Below are 25,638 nucleotides of genomic sequence, written 5' to 3'. Positions count from 1 at the left end.
TAAAACAAAAATCGTAAATTCGCAATATGGTTTTAGTAACAGGAGGAACGGGATTAGTAGGCGCGCATTTACTGCTTCATTTAATCGAAAATGAAGAAAGTGTTCGGGCCATATATCGAGATGCCAAAACGATTAAGAAAACAAAAACCCTTTTCTATCTCTACAAAAAAGAGAATTTATTTGAAAAAATAGAATGGATCAAAGCTGATATCATCGATGTTCCTTCACTAGAAATTGCTTTCGAAAACATTGATTATGTGTATCACTGCGCCGCTTTGATTTCGTTTGACCCAAACGATGAAAATTTAATTCGAAAAATAAACATCGAAGGAACTGCAAATATTGTCAATTTTTGCATTGCAAAATCCATAAAAAAACTTTGTTTTGTGAGTTCTACGGCAGCTCTTGGAGACTTAAAAGAAAACGAGAAAGTCATCACCGAAGAAACAGAATGGAATCCAGAAAAACCTCATAGTGATTATGCTATTTCTAAATATGGCGCCGAAATGGAAATATGGCGAGGGCAACAAGAAGGACTAAATGCTGTAATCGTTAACCCTGGAGTTATAATTGGCCCTGGTTTTCAGGATCAAGGAAGCGGTAAACTTTTAAAGAATATACAAAACGGATTGCCGTTTTACACCAACGGCTCTATGGGATTTGTTTCGGTTACGGACGTTGTTAAAATTATGTTCGAGTTGATAAAAAGTGAAACAAAAAATGAAAGATTTACTTTAATTGCACAAAATGTTGTTTTCAGAGATTTTTTTGAGAGTGTTGCCAAAGCGGCTAAAATAAAAAAACATTCAATCTACTTAAGTCCCTTAATGATTGGGATTTTATGGCGAATCGATTGGGTTTCTTCGACTATTTTCAGGAAGAAAAGATATTTGGATAGAGCTACTGCCAAAGCTTCTTACTCTAAAAACTTGTATTCGAATGAGAAAATTAAAAACACTTTGGGTTTCAAATTCTTGGATGTTCATGACTATGTAAAAGAAATTTCAAGCCTATAAAAATTTCTTCTTTTTCTTTGATTTTTTTATTGAATCAACTGCTTTTATGTTTGTAATTCTTTTTGTTAAATCAGTCTCTTTTTTTAATATAGTTCCTTTTTTTAGCTTTTTTATTGAATCGGAACCTTTATTCGTTTTTATTTTTGTCTTTGCTTTTTTTTCGGCCTTTAGTTTCCCTTCTTTATTTTTTTGAGCCGTAATTTTCTTGCTTTCAATCTTAATTAAGGTATCCATCAAGGATTTATTTTTCTCTAATCGCGACTTTATCTGCTCGAACATTGCCTTGTAAGCCTTGTAGTCAGATGCGTAATAGATATTGTTTTGCGCAAATTGAACACTATCAATTTTATGTTTTTTATAAATATATTCGGTTGGGTTTATTTTAAAACTGTCTAGTGACGTTGGATTTGTCGTTTTTACACTTTCTAAAATTGACAAATCATATATAATATTTATCATTTTATTTTTTTCAATAAGATGATCAGGCGTCTTTACAATGTCTTTTTTACAACTGACAAGAATAGAAACAACAACTAAAAGTGGAATTATTTTTTTCATCTTTCTTATATTTATCTGCCAAACAATAGCCGTTTTCCAGCGCGAATATCCTTTACTTTAAAAGCGGAATAAACAAGTTGCCCGTTTACAAAAGTATGAGTGACTCTAGATTTAAAAGTAAATCCTTCGAATGGTGACCATCCACATTTAGAGAGAATATTCTCTTTTTTAACGCTCCAAGGCAATCCTGGATTTACGATAACTAAGTCAGCATAATACCCTTCTTTAATGAAACCACGTTTTTTAATTTTGAATATTTTGGCTGGATTATGGCACATTTTTTCAACGATTTTTTCAATACTTATTTTTCCTTGATGATAGGCTTCAAACATCGCTACAACGGCATGTTGAACAAGTGGTCCGCCAGAAGGTGCTTTTAAATACGGTTGTTTCTTTTCTTCTAATGTGTGAGGGGCGTGATCTGTGGCGACCACATCAATTCTTCCATCTAGCAAGGCTTCCCATAAAACTTTTTGGTCATTCGCTGTTTTTACGGCGGGATTCCATTTTATTAAATTGCCTTTAATAGCATAATCCTCATTAGTAAACCATAAGTGATGAATGCAAACTTCGGCCGTTATTTTCTTTTCTTCCAAAGGGATTTTATTCGTAAATAAATCCATTTCCTTAGCGGTCGAAAGATGAAAAACATGCAATCTGGCTCCTGTTTTTTTGGCTAGGGCAATCGCTTTGGAAGAGGAAATATAGCAGGCTTCCTCACTGCGAATAAGGTGATGCGCGGTTACCGGGACATCCCCGCCAAACTCTTCTTTGTATTTTTTCAAATTATTTTTAATGGTGTCTTCATCTTCACAATGCACGGCAATAAGCATCGGTGTACTTGAAAATATTCTTTCTAGAACGTTTTCATTATCGACCAACATATTTCCTGTAGAAGACCCCAAAAATATTTTTATTCCAGCTACGTTTTTCGGATTTGTTTTTAGAACTTCCTCTAAATTGTCATTTGTCGCGCCCATCATAAACGAATAATTCGAATACGATTTCTCAGAAGCCAATTGGTATTTTTGCTCCAAAACCTCCTGTGTTACGGCATTAGGAATCGTGTTGGGCTGTTCAATGTAAGATGTTATTCCGCCAGCAACTGCTGCTTTTGACTCTGATTCTATATCTCCTTTGTGTGTGAGTCCAGGTTCTCTAAAATGCACTTGATCATCGATTGCCCCGGGCATTAAATAATTTCCTTCGGCATCAATGATGTGACATTCTGATGATTTTGGACTAATGCTTTCTGAAATTTCGACAATTATGTCGTTTTCTATTAAGACATCTCCTTCAAAAATAGTTCCTTCGTTTACTATTTTGGCGTTCTTGATTAAAACCCTATTCATTTTCTCTTTCCCTTATAAGGTGTTGACTAATTTTTTCAATCGGAGTGCAATAACTCCTAAAACGGCTTCTTTAAAAATGGCGCTACTCATTTTAGACTGTCCTTTTGTTCTATCGGTGAAAATTATGGGTACTTCGACAATTTGAAAATTCTTGCAAAATGTTCTGTATTTCATTTCGATTTGAAACGCGTATCCCACAAATTTAATTTTATCTAAATTTAACCCTTCAAGCACTTGCTTCTTATAGCAAATAAATCCCGCCGTGGCATCATGGATTTTCATTCCTGTGACAATTTGCACATAAACAGAGGCAAAATAAGACATTAAAACTCGGCTCAAAGGCCAGTTTACAACATTTACTCCAGTTACATAACGAGAGCCAATGGATAGGTCAGCGCCTCCAAAATGGCAAGCATCATAGAGTTTTTCAAGGTCATTTGGGTTGTGTGAAAAATCGGCGTCCATTTCGAAAATATAATCATACCTTTTCTCTAAAGCCCATCTAAAACCATGAACATAAGCGGTTCCCAAGCCTAATTTACCTTCTCTTTTTTCTATAAATAATTTACCTTCAAATTCGGATTGAAGTGTCATTACCCTATCGGCGGTTTGGTCTGGTGAATTGTCATCAATGACGAGAATATGAAACTGTTTATGTTGCGAAAGTACCGATCTAATGATGCTTTCGATGTTTTCAATTTCATTATAGGTGGGGATTATAACAATGCAATCGTTCATGTTTCGAGTAATTTCAAGGCAAAAGTAAACTTTTTATACGATTTCATTCCTACGAAAATACTATTTGTTTTTAAAGGAATGGGGTGTCGCCGTTCTTCCAGTATATTTACATTTTGAATCACGGTGATTTCATAATAAATTATAATAAAAAGAATGAAATAAAAATCAGTAATTTTGCATCGTCATGATTGAAAACGTACTACATCCTAGAATAATAGAAAATAAAGAATGGGCAACGGCATTATTCGTGATGTCATTTGCTGTCATTGCGTTTACAAAATCAGTTTTTGAAAATCGTTTTGCAGACTTTGCTAATTTAATTTTTTCAGATAAGTATATTAAAGTATACCGGGACGGTATTCACCTCAAAAGTGGTTTTACTATTTCTTTGTTTTTTGTACAACTCATTTCATTGGCTTTCTTTATTCAGCTTTCGATGGCACATTTTGGTTACGCTTCAAAAACAGATTGGATTTTGTATATCCAAATAATTACTTTCCTTGTTTTCTTTATATTATCGAAATTTCTAATCGAAAAAATTATCGCCACCGCATTTGACATGGAGGAATTTGTTGAACAATTTAACCTTCAAAAAGTCACTTACAGAACCTATATTGGATTATTTATGCTTCCAATCAATGTTATTCTGTTTTATTACGACTCCATTTCAAGAAATATTTTATTCGTGCTAATAGGTATCGTTTTGACAACAAACGTTTTAACTTATTTAGTCTCAATAAAAAATTATCAAAATTTAATATTCAGTAAGTTGTTTTATTTTATTTTATATCTTTGCGCTCTCGAAATAGCACCGTATTATTTCATGTACTATTTGTTTACAAAAGATATTGCTTAGAAAATATTAGATATGAAAGTGAAAACAATTTTGGTGTCACAGCCCGAGCCTAAAGTGGAGAATTCTCCTTACTTTGAGCTTCAACAAAAACATAAAGTTAAAATTGATTTCAGATGTTTTATCCACATAGAAGGGGTTAGCGCTAAGGAAATCAGACTTCAAAAAATTGATCTTAATAATTTTACCGCCATTATATTAACAAGTAAAAACTCTGTGGATCACTTTTTTAGGGTTGCAGATGAAATGCGTTATAAAGTTCCTGAAGGTCTGAAATATTTTTGTCAATCAGAAGCTGTTGCTTTTTATCTTCAAAAATATGTAGTGTATCGCAAACGGAAAATCTATGTTGGTCCAAAAGATTTTGCCGATTTGTCCCCGTTAATAAAAAAATATAAAGACGAGAAATTTTTGTTGCCAGCATCAGATCAATTGAACCCTGATGCACCGGTTACCCTTAACAACCTCAAAGTTGACTGGACACAAGCGACATTTTACAAAACGGTTATGAGTGACCTATCAGATTTAGCTGATGTCTATTACGATATTTTGGCGTTCTTTAGCCCAACAGGAATAAAATCATTATTTATGAACTTTCCTGACTTCAAGCAAAATGAAACACGAATCGCTGTTTTTGGAAGTTCAACACAAAAAGAAGCGCTGGATGCTGGGTTAAGAATTGACATTCTGGCTCCAACTCCAGAAACGCCGTCTATGTCAATGGCCTTGGAAAAATACATTGCAGAAGCAAATAAAGGAAAATAACATCGTACTGAAATTCATTTACAAAATAAAAATTACAAAAAAACCGCGACAAACGCGGTTTTTTTTTACACTGTTTGCAAAACATAAAATAAAAATTCTTTGCTTTATTTGTTTTTTACTTAAATTTGGTTTCAAATTAAAACTAAACTCTAAAATTTAGTTTCAAATAATAACTCATGAAAATTAACTCTCTAGTTGTAGAAATCGACGGAATCGACAAGGAAATTTTACGTTTCTTAATGGAAGATGCTCGGAAACCAATCCTTCAAATCGCCAACAAAATAGGAATATCTGGTGCTGCCATTCATCAAAGACTTCGAAAATTAGAGCAATCTGGTGTGATATCAGGGTCTAAATTAGTGGTAAACCATAAAGTATTGGGCTATAATACTATGGCATTTGTTGGTGTTTATTTAGACAAAGCCGCCAGAAACGCAGAGGCCGTAAAAGATCTTAGAAAAATACCAGAAGTTCTGGAATGTCATTATACAACTGGGAATTGGTCCATTTTAATAAAAATTATTTGCCGTGATAACGAGCATTTGATGCATTTATTAAACACAAAAATTCAAGCAATTGAAGGTGTTTCTAGAACAGAAACCTTCATTTCTCTGGATCAACAAATCGATAGGCAAATTCAATTGTAGATTAGAATAAATAAAAATTCGCCTCAATAAAATTAAGGCGGATTGTGTTTTTTAAAACAAGCTGGAATTACCTTCTATTGAATATAGAAACATAATACATCAGGGTAGCGATTGATCCCAAAGCAGCAACAACATAAGTTCTCGCAGCCCATTTAAGAGCATCTTTTGCACCCGCTTGTTCTTGTTGTGAAAGCATGTTTTTGTTCTCTAACCAAGCCAATGCGCGATTACTCGCGTCGTACTCCACGGGTAAAGTGACAATCGAAAACACGGTAGTGGCAGCAAAAATTACGATCCCAACTAACAATAACCCTGGAAAAGTATTCAGCATCAAAATACCTCCAATTAAAATCCATTGCATATATTTTGACGCAACGTTTACAACGGGAACCAATTGAGAACGCATCGTTAACCAACCATAAGCCGTTGCGTGTTGTACGGCGTGACCACATTCGTGGGCCGCAACTGCTGCTGCTGCTGCGTTTCTTTGATTAAAAACCGCTTCACTCAAATTGACGGTTTTATCCGTAGGATTGTAATGATCCGTTAATTGGCCCGCCACCGAAATCACTTTTACATCTGTAATTCCATGATCAGCAAGCATTTTTTCGGCAATTTCTTGTCCCGACATTCCGTTTCGCAATTGTAATTTGGAGTATTTTTCAAACTTGTTTTTCAATCTTGAGCTTACTAACCAACTGGCTAGCATAATACCGCCCATTAAAATCATCGATGGCAAACTAAATCCTAACATAAATTTCTTTTTTAAATTAATTTTTACAACAAACTTTAATCAAATTTTGAGCCAAATTAAACAATGCCATTTTGACATTAGTTAAAAATTTATTAAAAAATTTGAATGGGAATGACAATGTCAATTTTTTTCTACCCTACCAAATTTATTACCTTCCCCGGAACAATAATAACCTTGTTCGGGGTTTTTCCGCCCAATTGTTTCAATGTTCTTTCATCTTTCATGATGATTTCCTGAATTTCGGCAACGGTTAAATCCAAAGGCAATTCGATAGTAAAACGCATTTTTCCGTTGAAAGAAACGGGATATTCCTTGCTACTTTCTACCAAATGTTTTTCGTCCAATATTGGAAAAGCAACCGTAGAAATTGATTCTGAATTTCCTAATTGACTCCATAATTCCTCGGCAATATGTGGCGCATAAGACGAAATCAAAATAGTCAATGGTTCCAAAATGGCACGGGAATGACAATTTTGAGTTGATAATTCATTCACACAAATCATAAACTGCGAAACCGAAGTGTTAAAAGAAAACCCTTCGATATCTTCTGCTACTTTTTTGATGGTTTTGTGTAACGATTTCAGGTGGTCTTTCGTCGGTTCATCATTGTTTACAATCAACCCATTTTCATCAAAATACAAACGCCATAATTTTTTCAAGAAACCAAAAACTCCCGAAATCCCTGCCGTGTTCCAAGGTTTTGCTTGTTCCAATGGACCGAGAAACATTTCGTACAAACGCAACGTATCGGCTCCGTATTCATTACAAATGTCATCTGGTGTTACAACATTGTATTTGGATTTTGACATTTTTTCGATTTCGCGACTAACAATGAATTTGCCATTATCTTCTGTAATTAATTTTGCGTCTGCAAATTCCTCTCTCCATTTTTTGAATGCTTCAATATCTAATTCATCGGATGTATTTACTAATGAAACATCAACGTGAATAGGTTGTACTTTTTGACCTGTTATTTTATTTATAGAAACATACGTATTTGTTCCGTCTAATCTATAAACAAACGCACTCATTCCCAAAATCATTCCCTGATTAATCAGTTTTTTGAATGGTTCTTCGGTTGGTGCAAAACCTTTGTCTTTCAGAAATTTGTTCCAAAATCGGGAATACAATAAATGTCCGGTTGCGTGTTCACTTCCGCCAATGTATAAATCTACGCTTTCCCAATATTTCAAGGCATCTTTGCTGGTAAATTCTCCGTCATTGTGCGCATCCATATAACGCATCCAATACCAGGAACTTCCCGCCCAACCTGGCATTGTGTTCAATTCAAGAGGATAAATTGTTTTATTGTCTGCCAAATTTGTGCTGACTACTTTATTATTTAAACTATCCCAAGCCCAAACCAAAGCATTTCCTAAAGGCGGCAATCCGTCTTCTGTTGGCAAATATTTTTCTACTTCTGGCAAGACGATTGGCAAATGTTTTGCATCAATCATTTGTGGCAAGCCATTAACATAATATACCGGAAATGGTTCACCCCAATATCTTTGGCGAGAAAAAACCGCATCACGCAAACGGTAATTAATTTTTCCCTTTCCTTGGTTTATTTTTTCGAGTTCTAAAATAGCTTTTTTGGTCGCTTCTTTGTAATTCAATCCATTTAGAAAATCAGAATTGGCAATAACAACATTGTCTTTCGAACCATACGCTTCTTTGGAGATATTGACATTGGCAAAAATATTCTTGATTTCTTGCATTCCGCTTTGTCCTTTGAAAAAATGGGCAAAAGCATAATCTCTTTCGTCGCCGCAAGGAACCGCCATAACGGCGCCAGTTCCATAACCAGCCAGAACATAATCCCCAATCCAAACCGGAATGGGTTCTTTGGTAAAAGGATGTTCAGCATAGGCTCCGGTAAAAACTCCCGAAATGGTTTTTACATCCGCCATACGCTCTCTTTCGGAACGCTTTGCCGTCTTTTCGATATAATTTTCAACAGCTTGTTTTTGTTCTGGAGTCGTAATTTGCGCGACTAATTCGTGTTCTGGAGCAAGAGTCATAAAGGTGACTCCAAAAATAGTGTCAGGACGCGTAGTAAAAACTTCTATTTTTTTAATTTCAGAAGCTGAACCAGCTATTTCATCTAATTCTTTGGTGATGGTGTCTAAAACGCCATTTAAATTTCTTAAAATTTCTTCTTTATTAAAACGTATAATTCTAAACCCTTTTTCAGTAATAACTTTCGCTCTTTCTAGATTCGTGACTTGCTGAAAATCTTGGGTTTCTTCATTAATTAAGATGACGAACATTTTAGAAAGACAAACAAAATCAACGATATAATCACCTATTAAATATTGGTGTCTGAACTTATAATCTAATGCTTTAGACTTTAGACTTTGCCATAATATATGTTCTGTTTCTGAAGGATTTTGTCTTAATTCTAGTGCTTTTTCAAGCAAAATATGAGTGTTGTTTTCATTGTTAGCATTTGCTGTTAAAATTGGAAAGGCAACCAACGCTCCAATCGATTTTCCAATCCAGTTTCTCTGACTTTCTTTTATGCTTTCGCTCCAATCGATCTCATTTAAACCTTGTAACAAACGTTCTGCGTAAGCAGAAATTCGCATACTCCATTGGGTCATTTTTTTACGAATAACAGGAAAGCCCCCACGCTCCGAAACACCGTTTACAATTTCGTCGTTGGCTAAAACAGTTCCTAATCCCGGACACCAGTTCACTTCGGTCTCGGCTAAATAAGTCAATCTGTATTGCAATAAAACTTTTTGCCGGTCTTCTGTCGAAAGCGCTTTCCATTGGCTTGACGAAAAAACAGCAATATTATCGTCACAAACAGAATTTATGTTTGCATTTCCTTCGCTTTCGAAAACGGAAATTAAGGTCGAAATATCCTCGGCTTTGTTGCTGTTTTTATTGTACCAAGAATTGAACAATTGAATAAATATCCATTGAGTATGCTTATAATAATCGGCATTTGAAGTGCGAATTTCCCGGCTCCAATCGAAAGAAAATCCAATTTTATCCAATTGTTTTCTGTATCCGGAAATTTGATTGCCTTCCTTATCAATGCCTCCATCAATATTTACCGATGTGGTGTCTTCTGGACGTTGACCTGTTTGAATAGCGTATTGTTCGGCAGGCAATCCAAAACTATCATAACCCATTGGATGCAAAACATTGAAACCGCGGAGTCTTTTGTATCTCGAATACACATCCGAAGCAATGTAACCCAGAGGGTGTCCAACATGCAAACCAGCTCCTGATGGATAAGGAAACATGTCCAAAACATAATATTTTGGTTTTTCTGAATTGTTCTGTGCAGCAAAAGTTTGATTTTCGGCCCAATATTTTTGCCATTTGGCCTCTATTTCGTTCGGATTGTACTTCATATCTTTAATATATCCCTTTCTGGGTTCAAAACACCTAAAGGGTATTTAATTAAACTAATAAAATTAGGTTGCAAATTTACATTTATTGTACGAAAGTTAAAAGTTTGAGCGTTATTAACTTTAAATAAAGAAATTCTTTATTATTTTTACCCCATAATTACAGTAAACTATGGCTTCTTCATTTGATAAATTTCAAAAACGCAGGTTAATTTCTTCTTATTTCTCAGTTGTACTAAGCATATTCTTGGTATTATTCCTGTTGGGAATTTTAGGGTTTTTTATCATTAATTCTAAAAAATTAGCAGACGATTTTAAAGAAAAAATTGCCATGACGGTGTTTTTTAAAAATGATGCAAACAACAGTGTTTTGAAATCTTTTAAAGGAGAGCTAAAAACCGCTCCATTTGCAAAATCATTTGTGTTTGTTTCCAAAGAAACTGCAGCAAAAGAACACACCGACATTATTGGCGAAAATTTTATGGCTTTTCTTGGTGAAAATCCTCTTCAAAATTCGTTCGATATTAACCTTAAAGCGGATTACGTTGTTAAGGACAGTATTGCAAAAATAGAAAGTCGTTTGCGAAAAAACCGTATGGTTTCCGATATTGTCTATGATAAACAACTGGTTGAATTAGTAAATGACAACATTAAAAAAGTGAGTTTTTGGATACTGATAATAAGCGGTTTCCTTACGGTAATCGCAGTTTTGTTGATCAATAGTTCGTTACGTTTGTCCATTTATTCTAATCGATTTATTATTAAAACGATGCAAATGGTTGGTGCTACCAAAGCATTTATCAGAAAACCGTTTGTGATGCGCAGCATAAAACTAGGAATGATTGGTGCGGGATTTGCCGTTCTTGCGTTAATAGGCCTACTGGCTTATATTCAGGTTAACTTCCCCGATTTAGGAATTCTTGATGATAAATTACTTGTTGGTTTAGTATTATTGGTAGTTTTTGGAATTGGTATTTTGATAACTTGGATTAGCACTTATTTTGCGACACAGCGCTTTTTAAATTTAAGAACTGACGACCTTTATTAATTCACAATATTAGATTTACACTTTTTATGAAAAAACAAGATCAAAAAACCAAAGTGAAACACGAATTTCTTTTTGAAAAAATAAATTATAAAATCCTATTGATTGGCATTGCGGTGATTACATTAGGATTTATTTTAATGTCTGGAGGCGGAAGTAATGATCCAAAAGTTTTTAACGAGGCTGTTTTCAATTTTAGAAGAATCCGCTTGGCGCCAACAACCGTTTTAATAGGATTTGGAATCGCCATTTATGCTATTCTTAAAAAACCTAAAAAAGAATAAATGAATACTTTTCAAACTATTGTTCTGGCCATTATTGAGGGAATTACCGAGTTTTTACCCGTTTCTTCAACAGGCCATATGATTATTGCCTCTTCTTTTTTTGGGATTGAACATGATGAATTTACCAAACTCTTCACCATAGTAATCCAATTAGGCGCTATCCTTTCGGTAGTTTTTTTATATTTTAAACGGTTTTTTCAAACCCTTGACTTTTATTTTAAATTATTGGTGGCCTTTATACCTGCCGTAGTTTTTGGATTACTATTTAGCAAAAAAATAGATGCTTTATTAGAAAGTCCTTTAACCGTTGCCATTTCTCTCTTAATTGGCGGAATTATTTTATTGAAAGTTGACGACTGGTTTGCTAATTCCGAGGCAAGTGAAACATCAAGTGAAATTAGTTACTTGCAAGCTTTTAAAATAGGATTGTTTCAATGTTTAGCTATGGTTCCTGGGGTTTCAAGAAGCGGCGCAAGCATCGTGGGCGGAATGTCTCAGAAATTATCTCGAACAAGCGCTGCTGAATTTTCCTTTTTTCTTGCAGTACCAACGATGCTTGGCGCAACAGCCAAAAAATGTTATGATTATTATAAGGATGGTTTCGTTTTATCTCCCGAGCAAATCAATTTGTTAATTATTGGAAATGTCGTGGCATTTATTGTGGCGCTATTAGCCATTAAAAGTTTCATAGGCTTTTTGACCAAGCATGGCTTCAAAGTATTTGGTTATTATCGTATTGTTGCTGGAATTGTGCTTTTGGCAATTCACTTTTTCATTCATCCATTGACAGTAATTTAATGTTAGCCGAAGATTTTCTTAACGGACAAATTTTACTTATCGACAAGCCTTTGCATTGGACGTCTTTTCAGGCTGTAAATAAATTGAAACATTTGTTGATTAACAAAGTTGGTTTGCCAAAAAAATTTAAAATTGGTCACGCAGGAACTTTAGATCCTTTGGCAACCGGATTATTGCTGGTTTGCACGGGGAAATTCACCAAAAGAATTAGTGAACTTCAAGGTCAAGCAAAAGAATATACTGGAACTTTTTACATTGGAGCAACAACGCCATCATACGATTTGGAAACGGAAATAGACGAAGCTTTCGACACTTCACATATTGATGAAGCCTTAATTCGCATAACGGTAAAACAATTTTTGGGGGAAATTGACCAAAAACCACCCATTTTTTCTGCCATAAAAAAAGACGGAATCCGTCTTTACGAGCATGCACGTGCTGGTGAAACCGTAGAAATAGCTACTAGAAAAACTACAATACACGAATTTGAAATTACACGAATTGCACTTCCCGAAATCGATTTTAGGGTTGTTTGTAGTAAAGGAACCTACATTCGCTCTCTGGCTTTTGACTTTGGAAAAGCAATGGATTCTGGTTCGCATTTGACTGCGTTACGGAGAACGAAAATTGGTGATTATGAGGCAAAAGACGCTACAGACGTCACTTTCTTTGAGCAAAGTTTAGCCTATTAATTGTTGCAAAACAAATACTCATAGAAAAAAACCCTGTAATTGTTTTGAAATTAAAATTTCAAAACACAAACTCTTCGCTCAATTAAATAAAATTTGTTTAATAATGAGTTGTGCTTTTACCTCCATATAAAAAGGTTATAACATAATCATAGGGTTTTTCGAATAGATTTTTCATTAGTATATTTTTTTAATTGTTAAACAATATTTAAACCCCAATGAAAAAGTAAATCAGAACATGTAGATGTGGTGGAGATTAGAAATCCACAAATTTTTTTATAAAAACAAATCTTTAATAAAGAATTGGAATTAAGTTGTTTAGTGTTTTAAAATAGTAGAATAGTTGTATGTGTTGCTTTTTATAATCCAAATTCACTTTTAATAAAGACTTAAATCTAATGCCAAGTATAATATTAGAAAAACACATCCCTAGAAAATAAACTTAAAAAATAAACTCAAATATTAATTTAAAAAAAAATTAGAATATGTCTATATTTGCACAACTCAATTCAACAAAGCAATGAAGTACAAAAGAATTCTTCTAAAATTAAGTGGCGAATCATTAATGGGAGACAGACAATATGGTATTGACCCCATAAGATTGGCTGAATATGCCAATGAGATAAAGAAAGTTCACGAACAAGGAATAGAAATAGCCATCGTAATTGGCGGAGGAAATATCTTTAGGGGTGTTGCCGGAGCAAGCAATGGCATGGATCGTGTACAAGGAGATTATATGGGGATGCTGGCTACGGTTATCAACGGAATGGCATTACAGGGTGCGCTCGAAGATAAAGGAATGAAAACCCGTTTGCAAACTGCATTAAAAATGGAGTCAATTGCAGAGCCTTATATAAAAAGAAGGGCTGATCGTCATCTTGAAAAAGGACGAATCGTAATTTTTGGTGCTGGAACAGGAAACCCTTATTTCACTACAGATACAGCCGCTGTTTTACGTGGGGTAGAAATAAACGCAGACGTAATTTTGAAAGGAACAAGGGTTGATGGCGTTTACTCTGCCGATCCAGAAAAAGATGCTTCAGCAACAAAATTTAATTATATTTCGTTTGAAGACGTAATCAAAAAAGGCCTGAATGTAATGGATTCTACAGCATTCACCTTAAGTCAGGAAAACAAACTACCTATCGTAATTTTCGACATGAATAAAGCAGGAAATTTATTGAAAATTTGCAAGGGAGAAAACATAGGAACAGAAGTGAATATTTAAGCCCGCTAGTCCAAAAAGAGAATAGATAAATATAAAAATTATGACTGAAGAAATTGAATTTATTTTAGATAGCACCCAAGAATCTATGGCGGGATCTATTGCGCATTTAGAAAAAGCATTTTTAAATATTCGTGCAGGAAAAGCAAATCCAGCAATGTTGGGAAGTGTTTTTGTTGATTATTACGGCGCGGCAACACCGCTTTCTCAGGTTTCAAATATAAACGTGCCCGATGCAAGAACAATTACCTTGCAACCTTTCGAAAAGAATATGTTGCATCCCATTGAAAAGGCAATTATGGTTGCAAACATTGGTTTCAACCCAATGAATAACGGAGATATAATCATAATAAGTGTTCCTCCACTGACCGAAGATCGAAGACGAGACCTTGCAAAACAAGCAAAATCAGAGGCTGAGGATGCTAAAATTGGGATTAGAAACGCTCGTAAAGATGCCAATTCAGAAATTAAAAAGTTAGAAAAAGACGGAACATCCGAAGATTTTTGCAAAAATGCTGAAGATGAAGTTCAAGTCTTAACAAATAGTTTTATTAAAAAAATCGATGAGCATCTTGTTCTCAAAGAAGCTGAAATAATGAAGGTGTAACTTTCAAAGAAAATAAAAAATCCGCCCCGATAAGAACCGAGGCGGATTTTTTATTGTTTTTTATTCAAATAAAATAACAAAATTTACGGCTTTCAAAAAACCGAAAGACAATTTATTCCAATTTTAACCTCGAAAGCATTTTTATGCAGCCAGAAAAAGAAAGAATATTAGCCAAAAAACCATAAATGTAACTTTACAACGGTCAAAATGTCTCCCGTTTTATCTACCTTTGCAAACATTTTAATCCTTTTATGAAAAAAACATTTAAAGTAGGGTTTTGGGAGTTCATCGCCAGAATGGTACTCACAAATAGACTCAAAATACTTGCGGTTATAATCCTCATAACTGCCGCTCTTGGCTCACAATGGGAAAACATTCGATTTACCTTTACCGAGGCAAACCTTCTTCCTGACAATAATATTGTAAACAAGGAATACAAGGGGTTTTTAGAAAAATTTGGCGAAGAAGGAAACCTTATTGTCGTGGGGGTAAAAGACAGTGCTTTTTTTAAACCTAAAGCTTTTATTGCCTGGAATAAATTAATGTCTGATTTTAAAAATCAAACAGAAATCGAGTTAGTTGTATCGGTAAATAATTTAAAAAAAATACAAAAAAACGAAGCAAAACAAACCTTTGAATTGGTCCCGTTTGTTAACCAAAGTAAAACAAACAGCCCTGAATATTTGGCATCGATTAAAACTGAATTGTTTCAAAAAATGCCTTTTTACGAAGGCGTACTGTTCAATAAAAAAAATGGCACGATTCGTTCCGCTATATATTTAGACAAAAAAATAGTAAACACGATTGCGCGTAAAGACTTCATTCTTAATTATTTTATCCCAAAAATTGAAGCTTATGAAAAAGAAACCGGGATTGATTTACGCGTTTCCGGAATGCCTTACATCAGAACGCTTAATGCAAAAAGTATAATCGATGAAATACGCCTTTTTATTGGCGCCTCGATTTTAATTACTTCACTGATTTTCTTTTTCTTTTTTCGCTCGTATCGAGCAACCTTAATATCAGTGATGATTGTTATCATTGGCGTTATGTGGACTTTTGGTTTTCTAGGTTTGTTTCATTATGAAATCACAGTGCTAACCGCAATAATTCCCTCATTGATTATTGTAATTGGAATCCCCAACTGCATTTTTCTTACCAATAAATACCAACAGGAATATTTAGCTCACGGTAATAAAGCAAAAGCACTACAAAGAGTAATTACTAAGGTGGGAACCGCCACTTTAATGACTAACTTAACAACGGCAGCTGGTTTTGCCACTTTTATTATCACTAATAGTGAGTTGTTGAAAGAATTCGGAATTGTTGCTTCTGTTAGCATTATGGCGTTGTTCTTTTTATGCCTGATTCTTATTCCAATTTATTACAGCTACCAACCTGTTCCAAAAGAAAAACATTTAGAACATTTAAGTCGAAATTACACTCGTACTTTAATGACTTGGATAGAAAAAATGGTGCGACAAAACAAACGCCATGTATACCCCGCGGCTATCTTCTTGTTTGTAGTAAGTCTATATGGCGCTTTCCAAATCAAGACTTCAGGAAGTTTGATAGAAGACATGCCTAAAAAAACCGGATTTTACAATGATATTCTTTTCTTCGAAAAAGAGTTTGACGGAGTAATGCCACTTGAAATCACCATTGACACTGAAAGAAAAAAAGGAGTAATGAAGCTTTCGACTTTGAAAAAAATGGACGAATTTCAAAAAACAATCGAAGAAATTCCGGAACTTTCAACGCCAATTTCAATCCTCAATCTTGTCAAATACTCAAAACAAGCCTATTATAACGGAAATCCAGAATACTATGATTTGCCAACGTCTCAGGAACAACCATTTATCTTGAGTTATGCAAAAAACACCGCAAAAAACAGCCAAAAAAATATCATGAAAAGTTATGTGGACAGCACGGGACAAGTTGCCCGAATCACCACTTTTATGAGAGACATTGGCACAGGTAATATGCTAAAAATTGAAAACAAACTAAAAACAAAAATCAATACCATATTCCCGCCTGACAGGTATAAAGTCACCGTGACAGGAAAAGCTTATGTGTTCGAAAAAGGCACCAAATACCTACTTGAAAATCTTATTTTTTCACTTCTTTTTGCCGTTTTTCTAATTTCGTTATTGATGGCTTTCATGTTTAGATCCTTCAAAATGGTTGTAGTTGCTTTGATTCCTAATCTGCTGCCATTAGTAATTACCGCAGGATTAATGGGTTATTTTGGCATTCCTTTGAAACCTTCAACAATATTGGTGTTTAGTGTCGCGTTCGGACTTTCAGTTGACGACACCATCCATTTCTTGGCACAATATCGACAGGAATTGGTTCGAAATAATTGGAAAATAAAACGATCTGTTTATGCCACAATAAAAGAGGCCGGAGTGAGCATGTTTTATACATCGGTAGTTTTGTTTTCTGGATTTTCAGTGTTTATGTTATCCGATTTTGGAGGCACGGTGGCGCTTGGAGGATTAATTGCAGTAACCTTGATTTTTGGTGTATTGTCTAACTTGGTTTTATTACCTTCATTGGTGTTAACATTGAATAAAAAATTGGCAAACGAACAAGAATTTACAGAGCCTAAAATCGATGTTTTGGACTACGATGTAGACGAAACGGGAGTTTTTGAAGAAAAAAAATAAATCGTTTATATTTGCAATTCGATTTAATCATCAATGACACAAATTTTCACCCTGAGCAAAGCCAAATGGCTATATCCTAAATTTTAAATCCTTATTCAAAAATGAAACATACAAGAGTAAAAGACCTGCTAAACAGCACAACAACACTTCAAGCAATAAACGCAAAAGGTTGGGTAAGAACTTTTAGAAACAATCAATTTATCGCGTTGAACGACGGTTCGACCATCAATAATATACAATGTGTTGTCGATTTCGAAAACACAGCTGACGAAACCTTAAAAAGAATAACCACTGGTGCGGCAATTTCGGTTACTGGAAATTTAGTAGAAAGCCAAGGAGCTGGTCAAAAATTTGAAATCAAAGTTGAAAAATTAGAAATACTTGGTGACTCAGATGCAGAAAAATTCCCAATACAACCCAAAAATAAACCAAGTTTGGATTTCTTGCGTGAAAATGCACATTTACGAGTACGTACAAATATTTTTGGAGCGATTATGCGGGTACGTTCTGTTTTGTCGTTCGCCGTTCATAATTATTTTCAAGAAAAGGGTTTTGTGTATGTAAACACCCCAATCATTACCGGTTCTGATGCCGAAGGTGCTGGAGAAATGTTTAAAGTAACCGCTTTACCTTTCGACAATACTCCAAGAACAGAAGACGGAAAAGTAAATTACAAAGAAGATTTCTTTGGCAAAGAAACCAATTTAACTGTTTCTGGACAATTAGAAGGAGAGACTTTTGCGATGGCTTTGGGACAAATTTACACTTTTGGACCAACATTTAGAGCTGAGAACTCGAATACTTCTCGCCATTTGGCAGAATTTTGGATGATTGAACCTGAAGTGGCTTTCAATGATTTGAATGACAATATGGACTTGGCCGAAGATTTTATACAATATGTAATTAAATACACATTAGATAAATGTCCCGAGGATTTGAAATTCTTAGAAGGTCGATTATTGGACGAAGAAAAATCAAAACCACAAGCTGAAAGAAGCGAAATGGGATTGCTAGACAAACTAAACTTTGTTTTAGAAAACAATTTCAAACGAGTATCTTATACCGAAGCGATTGACATTTTGAGAGATTGCACGCCAAATAAAAAGAAGAAATTTAATTATATCATCAACGAATGGGGTGCTGATTTACAATCGGAACACGAACGTTATTTGGTGGAAAAACACTTTAAATGCCCGGTAATCTTGTTTGATTATCCCGCAAACATCAAAGCATTTTACATGCGTTTGAACGAAGATGGAAAAACAGTTCGTGCGATGGATATTCTTTTTCCAGGAATTGGAGAAATAGTGGGGGGTTCACAAAGGGAAGAACGTTTTGACGTTTTAGTCGAAAAAATGAAATCCTTAGGAATCGACGAAGAAGAATTATGGTGGTATTTAGACACCCGAAGATTTGGAAGCGCCGTTCACTCCGGTTTTGGACTTGGATTCGAAAGATTGGTGCTTTTTGTAACTGGAATGACAAACATTCGCGACGTAATTCCTTTTCCTAGAACGCCACAAAATGCAGAGTTTTAAAAACTTGTTTATCGTTTAATGTTGTTGATATACTACAACCTTAAACCCTAACCTTTTTAAACGATATAAATGTTAAAACAATTTCTAAATCTAAAGTTGTCTCAGAAATTATCTCCACAACAAATCCAGTTGATGAAGTTAATTCAATTGCCTACGCAAGCATTCGAACAACGTTTAATAGAAGAAATGAACGAAAATCCAGCATTGGAAACGGGAGATGAGGAAGAAGAAATTTACGAAAAAGACGAATTCGACAATGATGATACCAATGATGAATTCGACGATTATGACGACAATGAAAGTGAGGATACGAGCGATATTAATATCGACGAATATTTAAGTAGTGACGAAACGCCAGATTACAAAACCCAAGCCAACAATTACAGTGATGATGATGAGGAACGTGAGTCGCCACTGGTTGCGCCAATAAGTTTTCACCAAGATTTAATCAATCAACTGAATACTTTTATATTGAATGATGCCGAACGAGAAATTGCCGAATTTCTTGTGGGAAGCATTGACGACATGGGTTATATTCGACGAAGTATCCCTGACATAGTTGACGATATGGCGTTTACCCAAGGTGTTTATACCGATGAAAAAACAGTAGAGAGAATGTTATATGTCATTCACGAACTAGAACCTTCGGGTGTTGGCGCACGTGATTTACAGGAATGTTTGTTGCTGCAATTAAAACACAAAACACCTACGGAATACGTGGCTTTAGCTATGGATATTATCGAAAACCGGTTTGACGCTTTTACCAAAAAACATTACGACAAACTGTTGCAAAAATACGCGGTTTCGAATGAGCAACTCAAAACTGCCATTCACGAAATAGAAAAACTAAATCCAAAACCGGGTGGTTCCTTCACCGGGAGCAATAAAATCACAGAACATGTTGTTCCTGATTTTGCCATTCGAATTGATGGCGACGAATTAGTTTTGACATTAAACGGAAGAAACGCACCCTCTTTACACGTTTCCAAAGATTATCAGGAAATGATGCAAACCTATAAAAATTCTCGCGATAAATCGAATGCGCAAAAAGACGCTGTGCAGTTTATCAAACAAAAACTGGATTCGGCAAAATGGTTTGTCGACGCCATAAAACAACGTCAGGAAACGCTTTTTGTGACAATGAATGCCATTATGCATTACCAACAAGAATACTTTCTGGAAGGCGATGAAACCAAACTAAAACCAATGATTCTGAAAGACATTGCTGATGTAGTAGGGTTGGATATTTCGACTATTTCCCGCGTGGCAAACAGTAAATATGTAGAAACACCTTACGGAACGAAACTGATCAAGGAATTCTTTTCGGAATCGATGACAAACGACCAAGGCGAAGAGGTATCAACGCTTGAAATCAAGAAAATTTTGCAAAATGTGATTGAAGACGAGGACAAACAAAAACCGTTTCCGGACGATCAATTGGCCGAAATTCTTTTGGAAAAAGGCTACCCAATTGCCAGAAGGACCATTGCGAAGTATCGAGAGCAACTGGATATTCCTGTAGCGAGAATGAGGAAGAAGTTATAGGAGTGCAGATTAACGATTATTGATTTTAAATTTACATCGTATAACATTGAAAAAAATCCTCCCTTTTTCTTCCTATTTATTACATCCAATATTCATTCCGGTGTATGCCGCCCTGTTTTACTTTTTTTTCTATGACTCTTATTATACAAATCCTGAAAAATATTTTGCTTTTTTTCAAATAGTAATTGTCACGCTATTGCTTCCCATTCTCTTTTTTTTCGTATTGCGCACTACTGGAAAAGTTGATTCCATAATGATTTCAGAAATATCGCAGCGTAAAATTCCATTGGTTATTCAGTGTTTTTTAACTATTATGTTAGTGCGAAAAAGCATCACTTTAGATCACTTTCCGGAATTTCACTTTTTCTTTTTGGGAGGGTTATTAAGTACTATTTTGGCATTGATTTTGTTGTTTTTTAGAACAAAAGCGAGTCTTCACATGGTAGGCATAAGTGCCTTGACTGTTTTTATTATCGGATTAAGTATCCATAATCAAACCCGAAACATAAATTTGATTGCTTTTTTAGTGCTTATGAATGGTGTTGTGGCTTCTTCCCGATTGGAAATGAAAGCACATACCGTCAAAGAATTGGTGATTGGCTTTGTTTTGGGGATTATTCCGCAAGTGCTTTTGTTTCGTTTTTGGCTATAAAATGTAGAAGATTATTCCAATATTCATTGCATTCATATCTAAGGATTCATTTCCGACTTTTGCCGATTGAAACAATGAATTCAACCCATAATAAGCATAAACATTTATCGTATTATAGCCTGCTGAGATATAAGTTCCGTATTGAAATTTATTAAAATCTTTGTTATTTGTGATACTTATTTTGCCGTTGACATCTTGATAAATTGATTTGTCATATAACAAATATCCCATTTTAAATCCTCCATAGATTCTCCAAAATTTATGACTTTCATAAGTTGATGTCCGCCACCTAAACTCAATAGGAACTTCGACCAAAAACTGCGAAAATTTGTTTTTATTGTAGGTGGTTTTGGGGTCAATAATCGTGTAAACATGAGTTTGGTTGAGCTCCGTAATGGCAATATTCTGATTATAATTATTGTAAGAAATTCCAAGTCCCGTTGCTATTGCAATGGTTCTTTTTTTATTGATTGGCATATCCCTAAGAAAGCCCATAGTAGCTCCAAACGAAAATTTATTTTGTGTCAATCCCGCTGGTTTATTTTGTAATGTGTTGAGGGTGAATCCTAAATAAAACTGGTCTTCCCTGTATAGCGAATCAATTTTTACGGGTGGTGAAACAAGATTTGTGTTTTGCGAAAAAACATTAACCGCTGTACATAAAAGAAATATTTTCAAGAATAAACGCATACTTTATTTTTGTGGGATAAAATTACGAAAAAAGCTAACCGAAAGGATAGCTTTTTAGATTACACAATTTATATTGCAGAGAGGAAGGGATTTGTATTGCCTCCTACTATACCTTATATAACATAAGCTTTTCAAAATATATTTCTAGGGTCTCGATTTTGAACCTCAAAAAACCATTCTTTTTTGACAAATCTTAATATACAAATGTAAGGAATTTTACTGAATAAGCGGTTCAAAAAACAAATAGGTTTATGCGTTTTTATCCTTTTATATGGGGTTCTACGTGTTCGTATTTTAAACCTGTGTAATCACAAAACTCCTCCACACTTACAAGACTACTTTGAAGTTTATTACAGTCTTTTTTTAGCTTGTGCAACAATCTAATACTTTGACGATAACTCTTCCCGGTAATGCGCTGTATGTCCTTCGGGTATATACATATTCTCTTTGGTTCGGTTTTCATACACTCTTGATTTGTGTATAGCTATTTCAGGACAAGACACTTTTGCAAAAACCACAGCTTTAATTAAAAAAATAACTAAAATTGTCATTATTTAAAAAAAAAACATTAATTTAGGCAATCGATTACATTAAATAAATTATTAACTAAAAAATTTAGACATGAAAAAAAATCTACTTTTTATTCTTTTATTCGTAATACTTTTTACGGCAAATTCGCAAGCCCAAAATAAGGTTTGGGATTTTGGAAATGATGTTACAAACTTTCCGGTAGGTCCTGAATTATCTACTACCACTGTTGTTGATGGATTAACTTTAGAGCCTGGTGGCGGTTCTGGTTTTGGTGTAGTGGAATCAAATAGTGCCACTTGGTTTGCCGATACTGCTGCTGAGTATGTATCTGTAAATCGTTTTAAAGGCGGTGGTAATAGTAATGTAGACCCATCTGATGGCGTTACTTTTATGCCAACGAGACGTTATTTATCTTTTCCTGTTGAAGGTCCTGTTGCAGTAAAAATATGGATGAGACAAAGTGGCACAAGTTTACCACGAGCCCTATGGGTAACTGATGGTACTGCTGCGGTAACCCACTATGATGGTTTAGGTGATACTGACCCTCAATATATGGAAGCTAATTATACAGGTGGTGCAGGTAATCTTTATATTTTGTGTGCTGGTAATGCTTATAACTTGTATAAAATAGAAATAAGCTCTACACTACTTGGCTTAAATGATCTAGTTTCTCCTGTAGAAACAAATATAAGATCTGTTAAAAACAAAATTTATGTTTACAATACAAAAACGAGTACTGATGTTAAAATCTACAGTATTACGGGTGCATTAGTAAAAGAATTTAAAACAAATTCTGATATCGATTTTGATTTTAAAGCCGGTATTTATATTGCTACCTTAACTACTGCTGATGGCAAAAAATCTGTTAAATTATCTACTTATTAGTGCGTTAAAAGAAGCAATTCAATAAAAAGAAGCCGTCTCAAATTAATTTTTGAGACGGCTTTTTCATTTTAACAATGAATTATAAGTCAATGTTTACTAAACTTTATTTTTTAATAATTATATGGCCAAATATACCTTGTTCTGTAAATACTTTTAGCACATAACTTCCATTGCTCAGATAACTCATATCAATAGTTTCAAAATTAGCTTCAATACTTTTTACTAAGTTACCTGATAAACTATAAATTTCAACCTTTTCAATTTTAGCCAACATGGATATTTTTAAGCTACTTGTAACAGGATTTGGATACAAGCTCAATTTTGGAGCGTTCAAATCTTCTATACCAAGTGTGCCATAAGATGTCTTCATATAAAATAAGTTTGCTGCAATATTTCTTGTAATTGTATGATTTCCTGCAGCGATAGGTATTGTGATTATTCCTGAGGCATCCGTATAAATTGTTCCATCAACTACGATACGTGCGGTTGGATCATCTATGGTTGTGTTCATTACGAGCGTCAAGTTACTCGCTTGAGTGGTTGTATAACTAATTACTGTCGCCATTTCAATTTTTAAACACTGAGTAAGAGTTAAACCATCATAAGTTATGGTTCCTTTAGATGTCGAAAGGTTTGCTGTTGAACCAAAAGTATAGAATGAGCTCGTTATGCCTGATGTGGTAAAATTGTGTATTTCATCACTAGGCAGGGTTCCATGAGGAACTACTGTGATATTACCAGATAATGTTACAGGTGTAACTGCAGTACCACTCGTTACAACAGAGAAAGACACATCAGCCGTTGGAGTTCCAGTGACTGTAATTGTTTTAGCATTAGCGTCTTTTACGAAACTAATTCCTAATGCAGGTAATCCACTTACAGCCGCATCAGTTGCATCGCCACCCCAAGTAAAAATCATTGGGTCAATCGCATTACCTTCCACTACTGTTTGGTCGTTGTTATTAGTTGAAGTAAGTGTTTGACTGTTTAGAATTACAGGGGTTTCGCCTTGTACATATAATAAGCTAGTAGTATAAGAATTTAAAGCTGCCTTTAACAAGGTATTCACATCTGATGAGAAATCATCAACAGCATTATTAAATGTCCATTTAAAATCACCCCCAGAAACGCGTCCGGAATATGCAATTGCGTTATCTTTTGCACCCTCAGGAGTATCGGGTACTAAATTTTTAACATATAAAGTTGGATCGGTGTCGAAGTTGTTGTATGTATTAACCCCTAGTTTCGAAGTAATGCTGCCACTAATGGTTTCATCTCTTGTTGTAGCCGCATAAGCATCAAATTCAATAAGATTGGTAGTAGCATTATAAGGAACATAACGTGTTTGCCCGCTCATAAAATTATTAATTGCTTTAATTGTTCCGCCAGCTTCTCCAGAGAATGTACCAGATGAACCATTATAAATATCTGTACCTTGTTTAGAGGTAAGCATCGGATATTTGCAATTACGGAAATAATTATTTTCGACAAATACCGACGAACCCATCGTAGACCCTACTCCATATTTGGCATTACCATCATAATAATTATTATATACATGTGCAGAATAAAAACGGACACGCGGGTGACGGGAATCAGAATGATCATACCAGTTATGATGATAGGTAATGTACAAACCAACAGTGGTATTTTCACTCAATCCTAGAAGGTTACTTTTTCCTGAATCCCAGAAATGATTATAAGAGAAGGTTACATAGGTTGATCTTTTACAATCTAGTGCACCGTCGCCTTTGGCTTGGTCAGCATCACTGCCCGGAGCCCCATAGAACATATCGCAATTGTGAACCCAAATATGATCATTATCTTGTTGTAATCCAAGATTATCACCTTCAGAGGAATTGGTTAGCATAAATCCAAGATTACGAACTTCAATATTCGATGCTGTTTTAATTCGCAGCCCCCAACCATTAGCAACAGCATCAGAACCAACACCTTCAAAAGTGATAGAACTTGATGCATTATTTTTGTTTTCAATAACAATATCTCCACTTAACATATAGGTAAGGTCGGTAATATTTCCTATTAATCGAACAACCAATGGACGGTTATCTGAACCTTTTTTAAATCCGTCTAAAATTGCTTGCAAACCTACACACGGATTTGCATTTGCACCAGTCACAGTAAGAGAAACCGTGTTTTTTGTGTTTTGAGTAATGTATATAACAACGGCGTTAGTTTTTAGCGTGCCGTCCATATTGTATCCACCTGGAATGCGCCCGCCTTGGTGAGCAAAACCATTACGATCGTAAGGTAACACTGTTAAACTTGCTGTTGAAGCTGCAATTCCTTCAACACCTCCATTAACCGCAGCTACTTTGAGGGTATAGGTTCCAGCAGCTAGCCCTAACACATCAGCCCGAAAATAAGTACCATAGCTGCGAATAAGTTGATTATCAATTTTTTTGTCTGTT

22 protein-coding genes are annotated in these 25,638 nt (G+C 34.9%); 15 read left to right on the top strand and 7 right to left on the bottom strand.

Translation table 11 applies throughout. The features are described 5' to 3' along the window. The first annotated feature begins 26 nt into the window (after window positions 1-26). Window positions 27-1,016, top strand: coding sequence for an NAD-dependent epimerase/dehydratase family protein (locus tag AABM59_RS01070; RefSeq protein ID WP_338407135.1), 990 nt, complete (start codon window positions 27-29; stop codon window positions 1,014-1,016). On the opposite strand, the gene AABM59_RS01065 is transcribed toward AABM59_RS01070, so the two are convergent. Genes AABM59_RS01065 through AABM59_RS01055 form a run of 3 tightly spaced genes read right to left on the bottom strand, consistent with a single transcriptional unit; the run spans window position 1,011 to window position 3,664 of the window. After that, the gene (locus tag AABM59_RS01065) at window positions 1,011-1,574 is read right to left on the bottom strand and encodes a DUF4296 domain-containing protein (RefSeq protein ID WP_338407134.1); all 564 of its coding nucleotides are present in this window, start codon (window positions 1,572-1,574) and stop codon (window positions 1,011-1,013) included. The genes AABM59_RS01070 and AABM59_RS01065 overlap by 6 nt on opposite strands. Window positions 1,575-1,585: 11 nt before the next feature. Continuing rightward, window positions 1,586-2,926, bottom strand: a complete 1,341-nt coding sequence (locus AABM59_RS01060; protein WP_338407133.1) for a dihydroorotase — start codon at window positions 2,924-2,926, stop codon at window positions 1,586-1,588. A 12-nt stretch (window positions 2,927-2,938) separates the two neighbouring features. Beyond that, window positions 2,939-3,664, bottom strand: a complete 726-nt coding sequence (locus tag AABM59_RS01055; protein WP_338407132.1) for a polyprenol monophosphomannose synthase — start codon at window positions 3,662-3,664, stop codon at window positions 2,939-2,941. Window positions 3,665-3,848: 184 nt separating this feature from the next. Here AABM59_RS01055 and AABM59_RS01050 point away from each other — a divergent pair, with 184 nt between their 5' ends. The 3 genes from AABM59_RS01050 (at window position 3,849) to AABM59_RS01040 (ending at window position 5,929) form a co-directional block, all read left to right on the top strand. Further along, on the top strand, window positions 3,849-4,520 hold the full coding sequence (locus AABM59_RS01050) for a DUF4271 domain-containing protein (RefSeq protein ID WP_338407131.1): 672 nt from the start codon (window positions 3,849-3,851) through the stop codon (window positions 4,518-4,520). 12 nt (window positions 4,521-4,532) lie between these two features. Next, entirely contained in the window at window positions 4,533-5,282 is a 750-nt protein-coding gene (locus tag AABM59_RS01045; protein WP_338407130.1) for a uroporphyrinogen-III synthase, read from the top strand. Between the two features lie 176 nt (window positions 5,283-5,458). Continuing rightward, window positions 5,459-5,929, top strand: coding sequence for an Lrp/AsnC ligand binding domain-containing protein (locus AABM59_RS01040; protein ID WP_338407129.1), 471 nt, complete (start codon window positions 5,459-5,461; stop codon window positions 5,927-5,929). 67 nt (window positions 5,930-5,996) lie between these two features. On the opposite strand, the gene AABM59_RS01035 is transcribed toward AABM59_RS01040, so the two are convergent. Both AABM59_RS01035 and leuS read right to left on the bottom strand, forming a co-directional pair. Further along, complete coding sequence (locus AABM59_RS01035; RefSeq protein ID WP_338407128.1) at window positions 5,997-6,683, bottom strand: zinc metallopeptidase; 687 nt, start codon at window positions 6,681-6,683, stop codon at window positions 5,997-5,999. 131 nt (window positions 6,684-6,814) lie between these two features. Continuing rightward, window positions 6,815-10,051, bottom strand: coding sequence for a leucine--tRNA ligase (gene leuS / locus AABM59_RS01030; RefSeq protein WP_338407127.1), 3,237 nt, complete (start codon window positions 10,049-10,051; stop codon window positions 6,815-6,817). Between the two features lie 169 nt (window positions 10,052-10,220). Between leuS and AABM59_RS01025 the strand changes: the two genes are divergently transcribed. The 10 genes from AABM59_RS01025 to AABM59_RS00980 all read left to right on the top strand — a co-directional run bounded on the left by AABM59_RS01025 (window position 10,221) and on the right by AABM59_RS00980 (window position 21,100). Further along, window positions 10,221-11,096 carry a permease-like cell division protein FtsX gene (locus AABM59_RS01025; protein WP_338407126.1) on the top strand — a complete coding sequence of 292 codons (876 nt, stop codon included), beginning with the start codon at window positions 10,221-10,223 and terminating at the stop codon, window positions 11,094-11,096. A 26-nt stretch (window positions 11,097-11,122) separates the two neighbouring features. Then, window positions 11,123-11,377 carry a DUF3098 domain-containing protein gene (locus AABM59_RS01020; protein WP_338407125.1) on the top strand — a complete coding sequence of 85 codons (255 nt, stop codon included), beginning with the start codon at window positions 11,123-11,125 and terminating at the stop codon, window positions 11,375-11,377. Continuing rightward, complete coding sequence (locus AABM59_RS01015; RefSeq protein ID WP_338407124.1) at window positions 11,378-12,175, top strand: undecaprenyl-diphosphate phosphatase; 798 nt, start codon at window positions 11,378-11,380, stop codon at window positions 12,173-12,175. Next, a complete protein-coding gene (gene truB / locus AABM59_RS01010) occupies window positions 12,175-12,867 on the top strand; it encodes a tRNA pseudouridine(55) synthase TruB (RefSeq protein ID WP_338407123.1) in 693 nt (230 codons plus the stop codon). Before AABM59_RS01015 ends, truB begins: the two co-directional genes overlap by 1 nt. A 517-nt stretch (window positions 12,868-13,384) precedes the next feature. Further along, a complete protein-coding gene (pyrH, locus tag AABM59_RS01005; RefSeq protein ID WP_338407122.1) occupies window positions 13,385-14,092 on the top strand; it encodes a UMP kinase in 708 nt (235 codons plus the stop codon). Window positions 14,093-14,132: 40 nt separating this feature from the next. Next, window positions 14,133-14,696, top strand: a complete 564-nt coding sequence (gene frr, locus AABM59_RS01000) for a ribosome recycling factor (RefSeq protein ID WP_338407121.1) — start codon at window positions 14,133-14,135, stop codon at window positions 14,694-14,696. A gap of 251 nt (window positions 14,697-14,947) precedes the next feature. Beyond that, complete coding sequence (locus tag AABM59_RS00995; protein WP_338407120.1) at window positions 14,948-17,365, top strand: efflux RND transporter permease subunit; 2,418 nt, start codon at window positions 14,948-14,950, stop codon at window positions 17,363-17,365. Between the two features lie 101 nt (window positions 17,366-17,466). Continuing rightward, entirely contained in the window at window positions 17,467-18,903 is a 1,437-nt protein-coding gene (gene asnS / locus AABM59_RS00990; RefSeq protein WP_338407119.1) for an asparagine--tRNA ligase, read from the top strand. 69 nt (window positions 18,904-18,972) lie between these two features. Then, window positions 18,973-20,448, top strand: a complete 1,476-nt coding sequence (rpoN, locus tag AABM59_RS00985) for an RNA polymerase factor sigma-54 (protein ID WP_338407118.1) — start codon at window positions 18,973-18,975, stop codon at window positions 20,446-20,448. Window positions 20,449-20,494: 46 nt separating this feature from the next. Further along, window positions 20,495-21,100, top strand: coding sequence for a hypothetical protein (locus AABM59_RS00980; protein ID WP_338407117.1), 606 nt, complete (start codon window positions 20,495-20,497; stop codon window positions 21,098-21,100). Here the strand turns inward: AABM59_RS00980 and AABM59_RS00975 are convergent. Continuing rightward, window positions 21,095-21,790 carry a porin family protein gene (locus AABM59_RS00975; RefSeq protein WP_338407116.1) on the bottom strand — a complete coding sequence of 232 codons (696 nt, stop codon included), beginning with the start codon at window positions 21,788-21,790 and terminating at the stop codon, window positions 21,095-21,097. The genes AABM59_RS00980 and AABM59_RS00975 overlap by 6 nt on opposite strands. A 621-nt stretch (window positions 21,791-22,411) precedes the next feature. Here AABM59_RS00975 and AABM59_RS00970 point away from each other — a divergent pair. Then, window positions 22,412-23,206 (top strand): T9SS type A sorting domain-containing protein, encoded by a 795-nt coding sequence (locus AABM59_RS00970; protein WP_338407115.1) that lies wholly within the window; start codon window positions 22,412-22,414, stop codon window positions 23,204-23,206. Window positions 23,207-23,309: 103 nt separating this feature from the next. Here the strand turns inward: AABM59_RS00970 and AABM59_RS00965 are convergent, their stop codons facing one another. After that, window positions 23,310-25,421 carry a T9SS type A sorting domain-containing protein gene (locus AABM59_RS00965; RefSeq protein WP_338407114.1) on the bottom strand — a complete coding sequence of 704 codons (2,112 nt, stop codon included), beginning with the start codon at window positions 25,419-25,421 and terminating at the stop codon, window positions 23,310-23,312. Between the last annotated feature and the right edge of the window lie 217 nt (window positions 25,422-25,638).

Source organism: uncultured Flavobacterium sp., from assembly GCF_963925185.1.
Lineage (GTDB): Bacteria > Bacteroidota > Bacteroidia > Flavobacteriales > Flavobacteriaceae > Flavobacterium.
The sequence above is the reverse complement of the archived record's forward strand: the minus strand, read 5'-3'. Positions and strand labels throughout refer to the sequence as shown.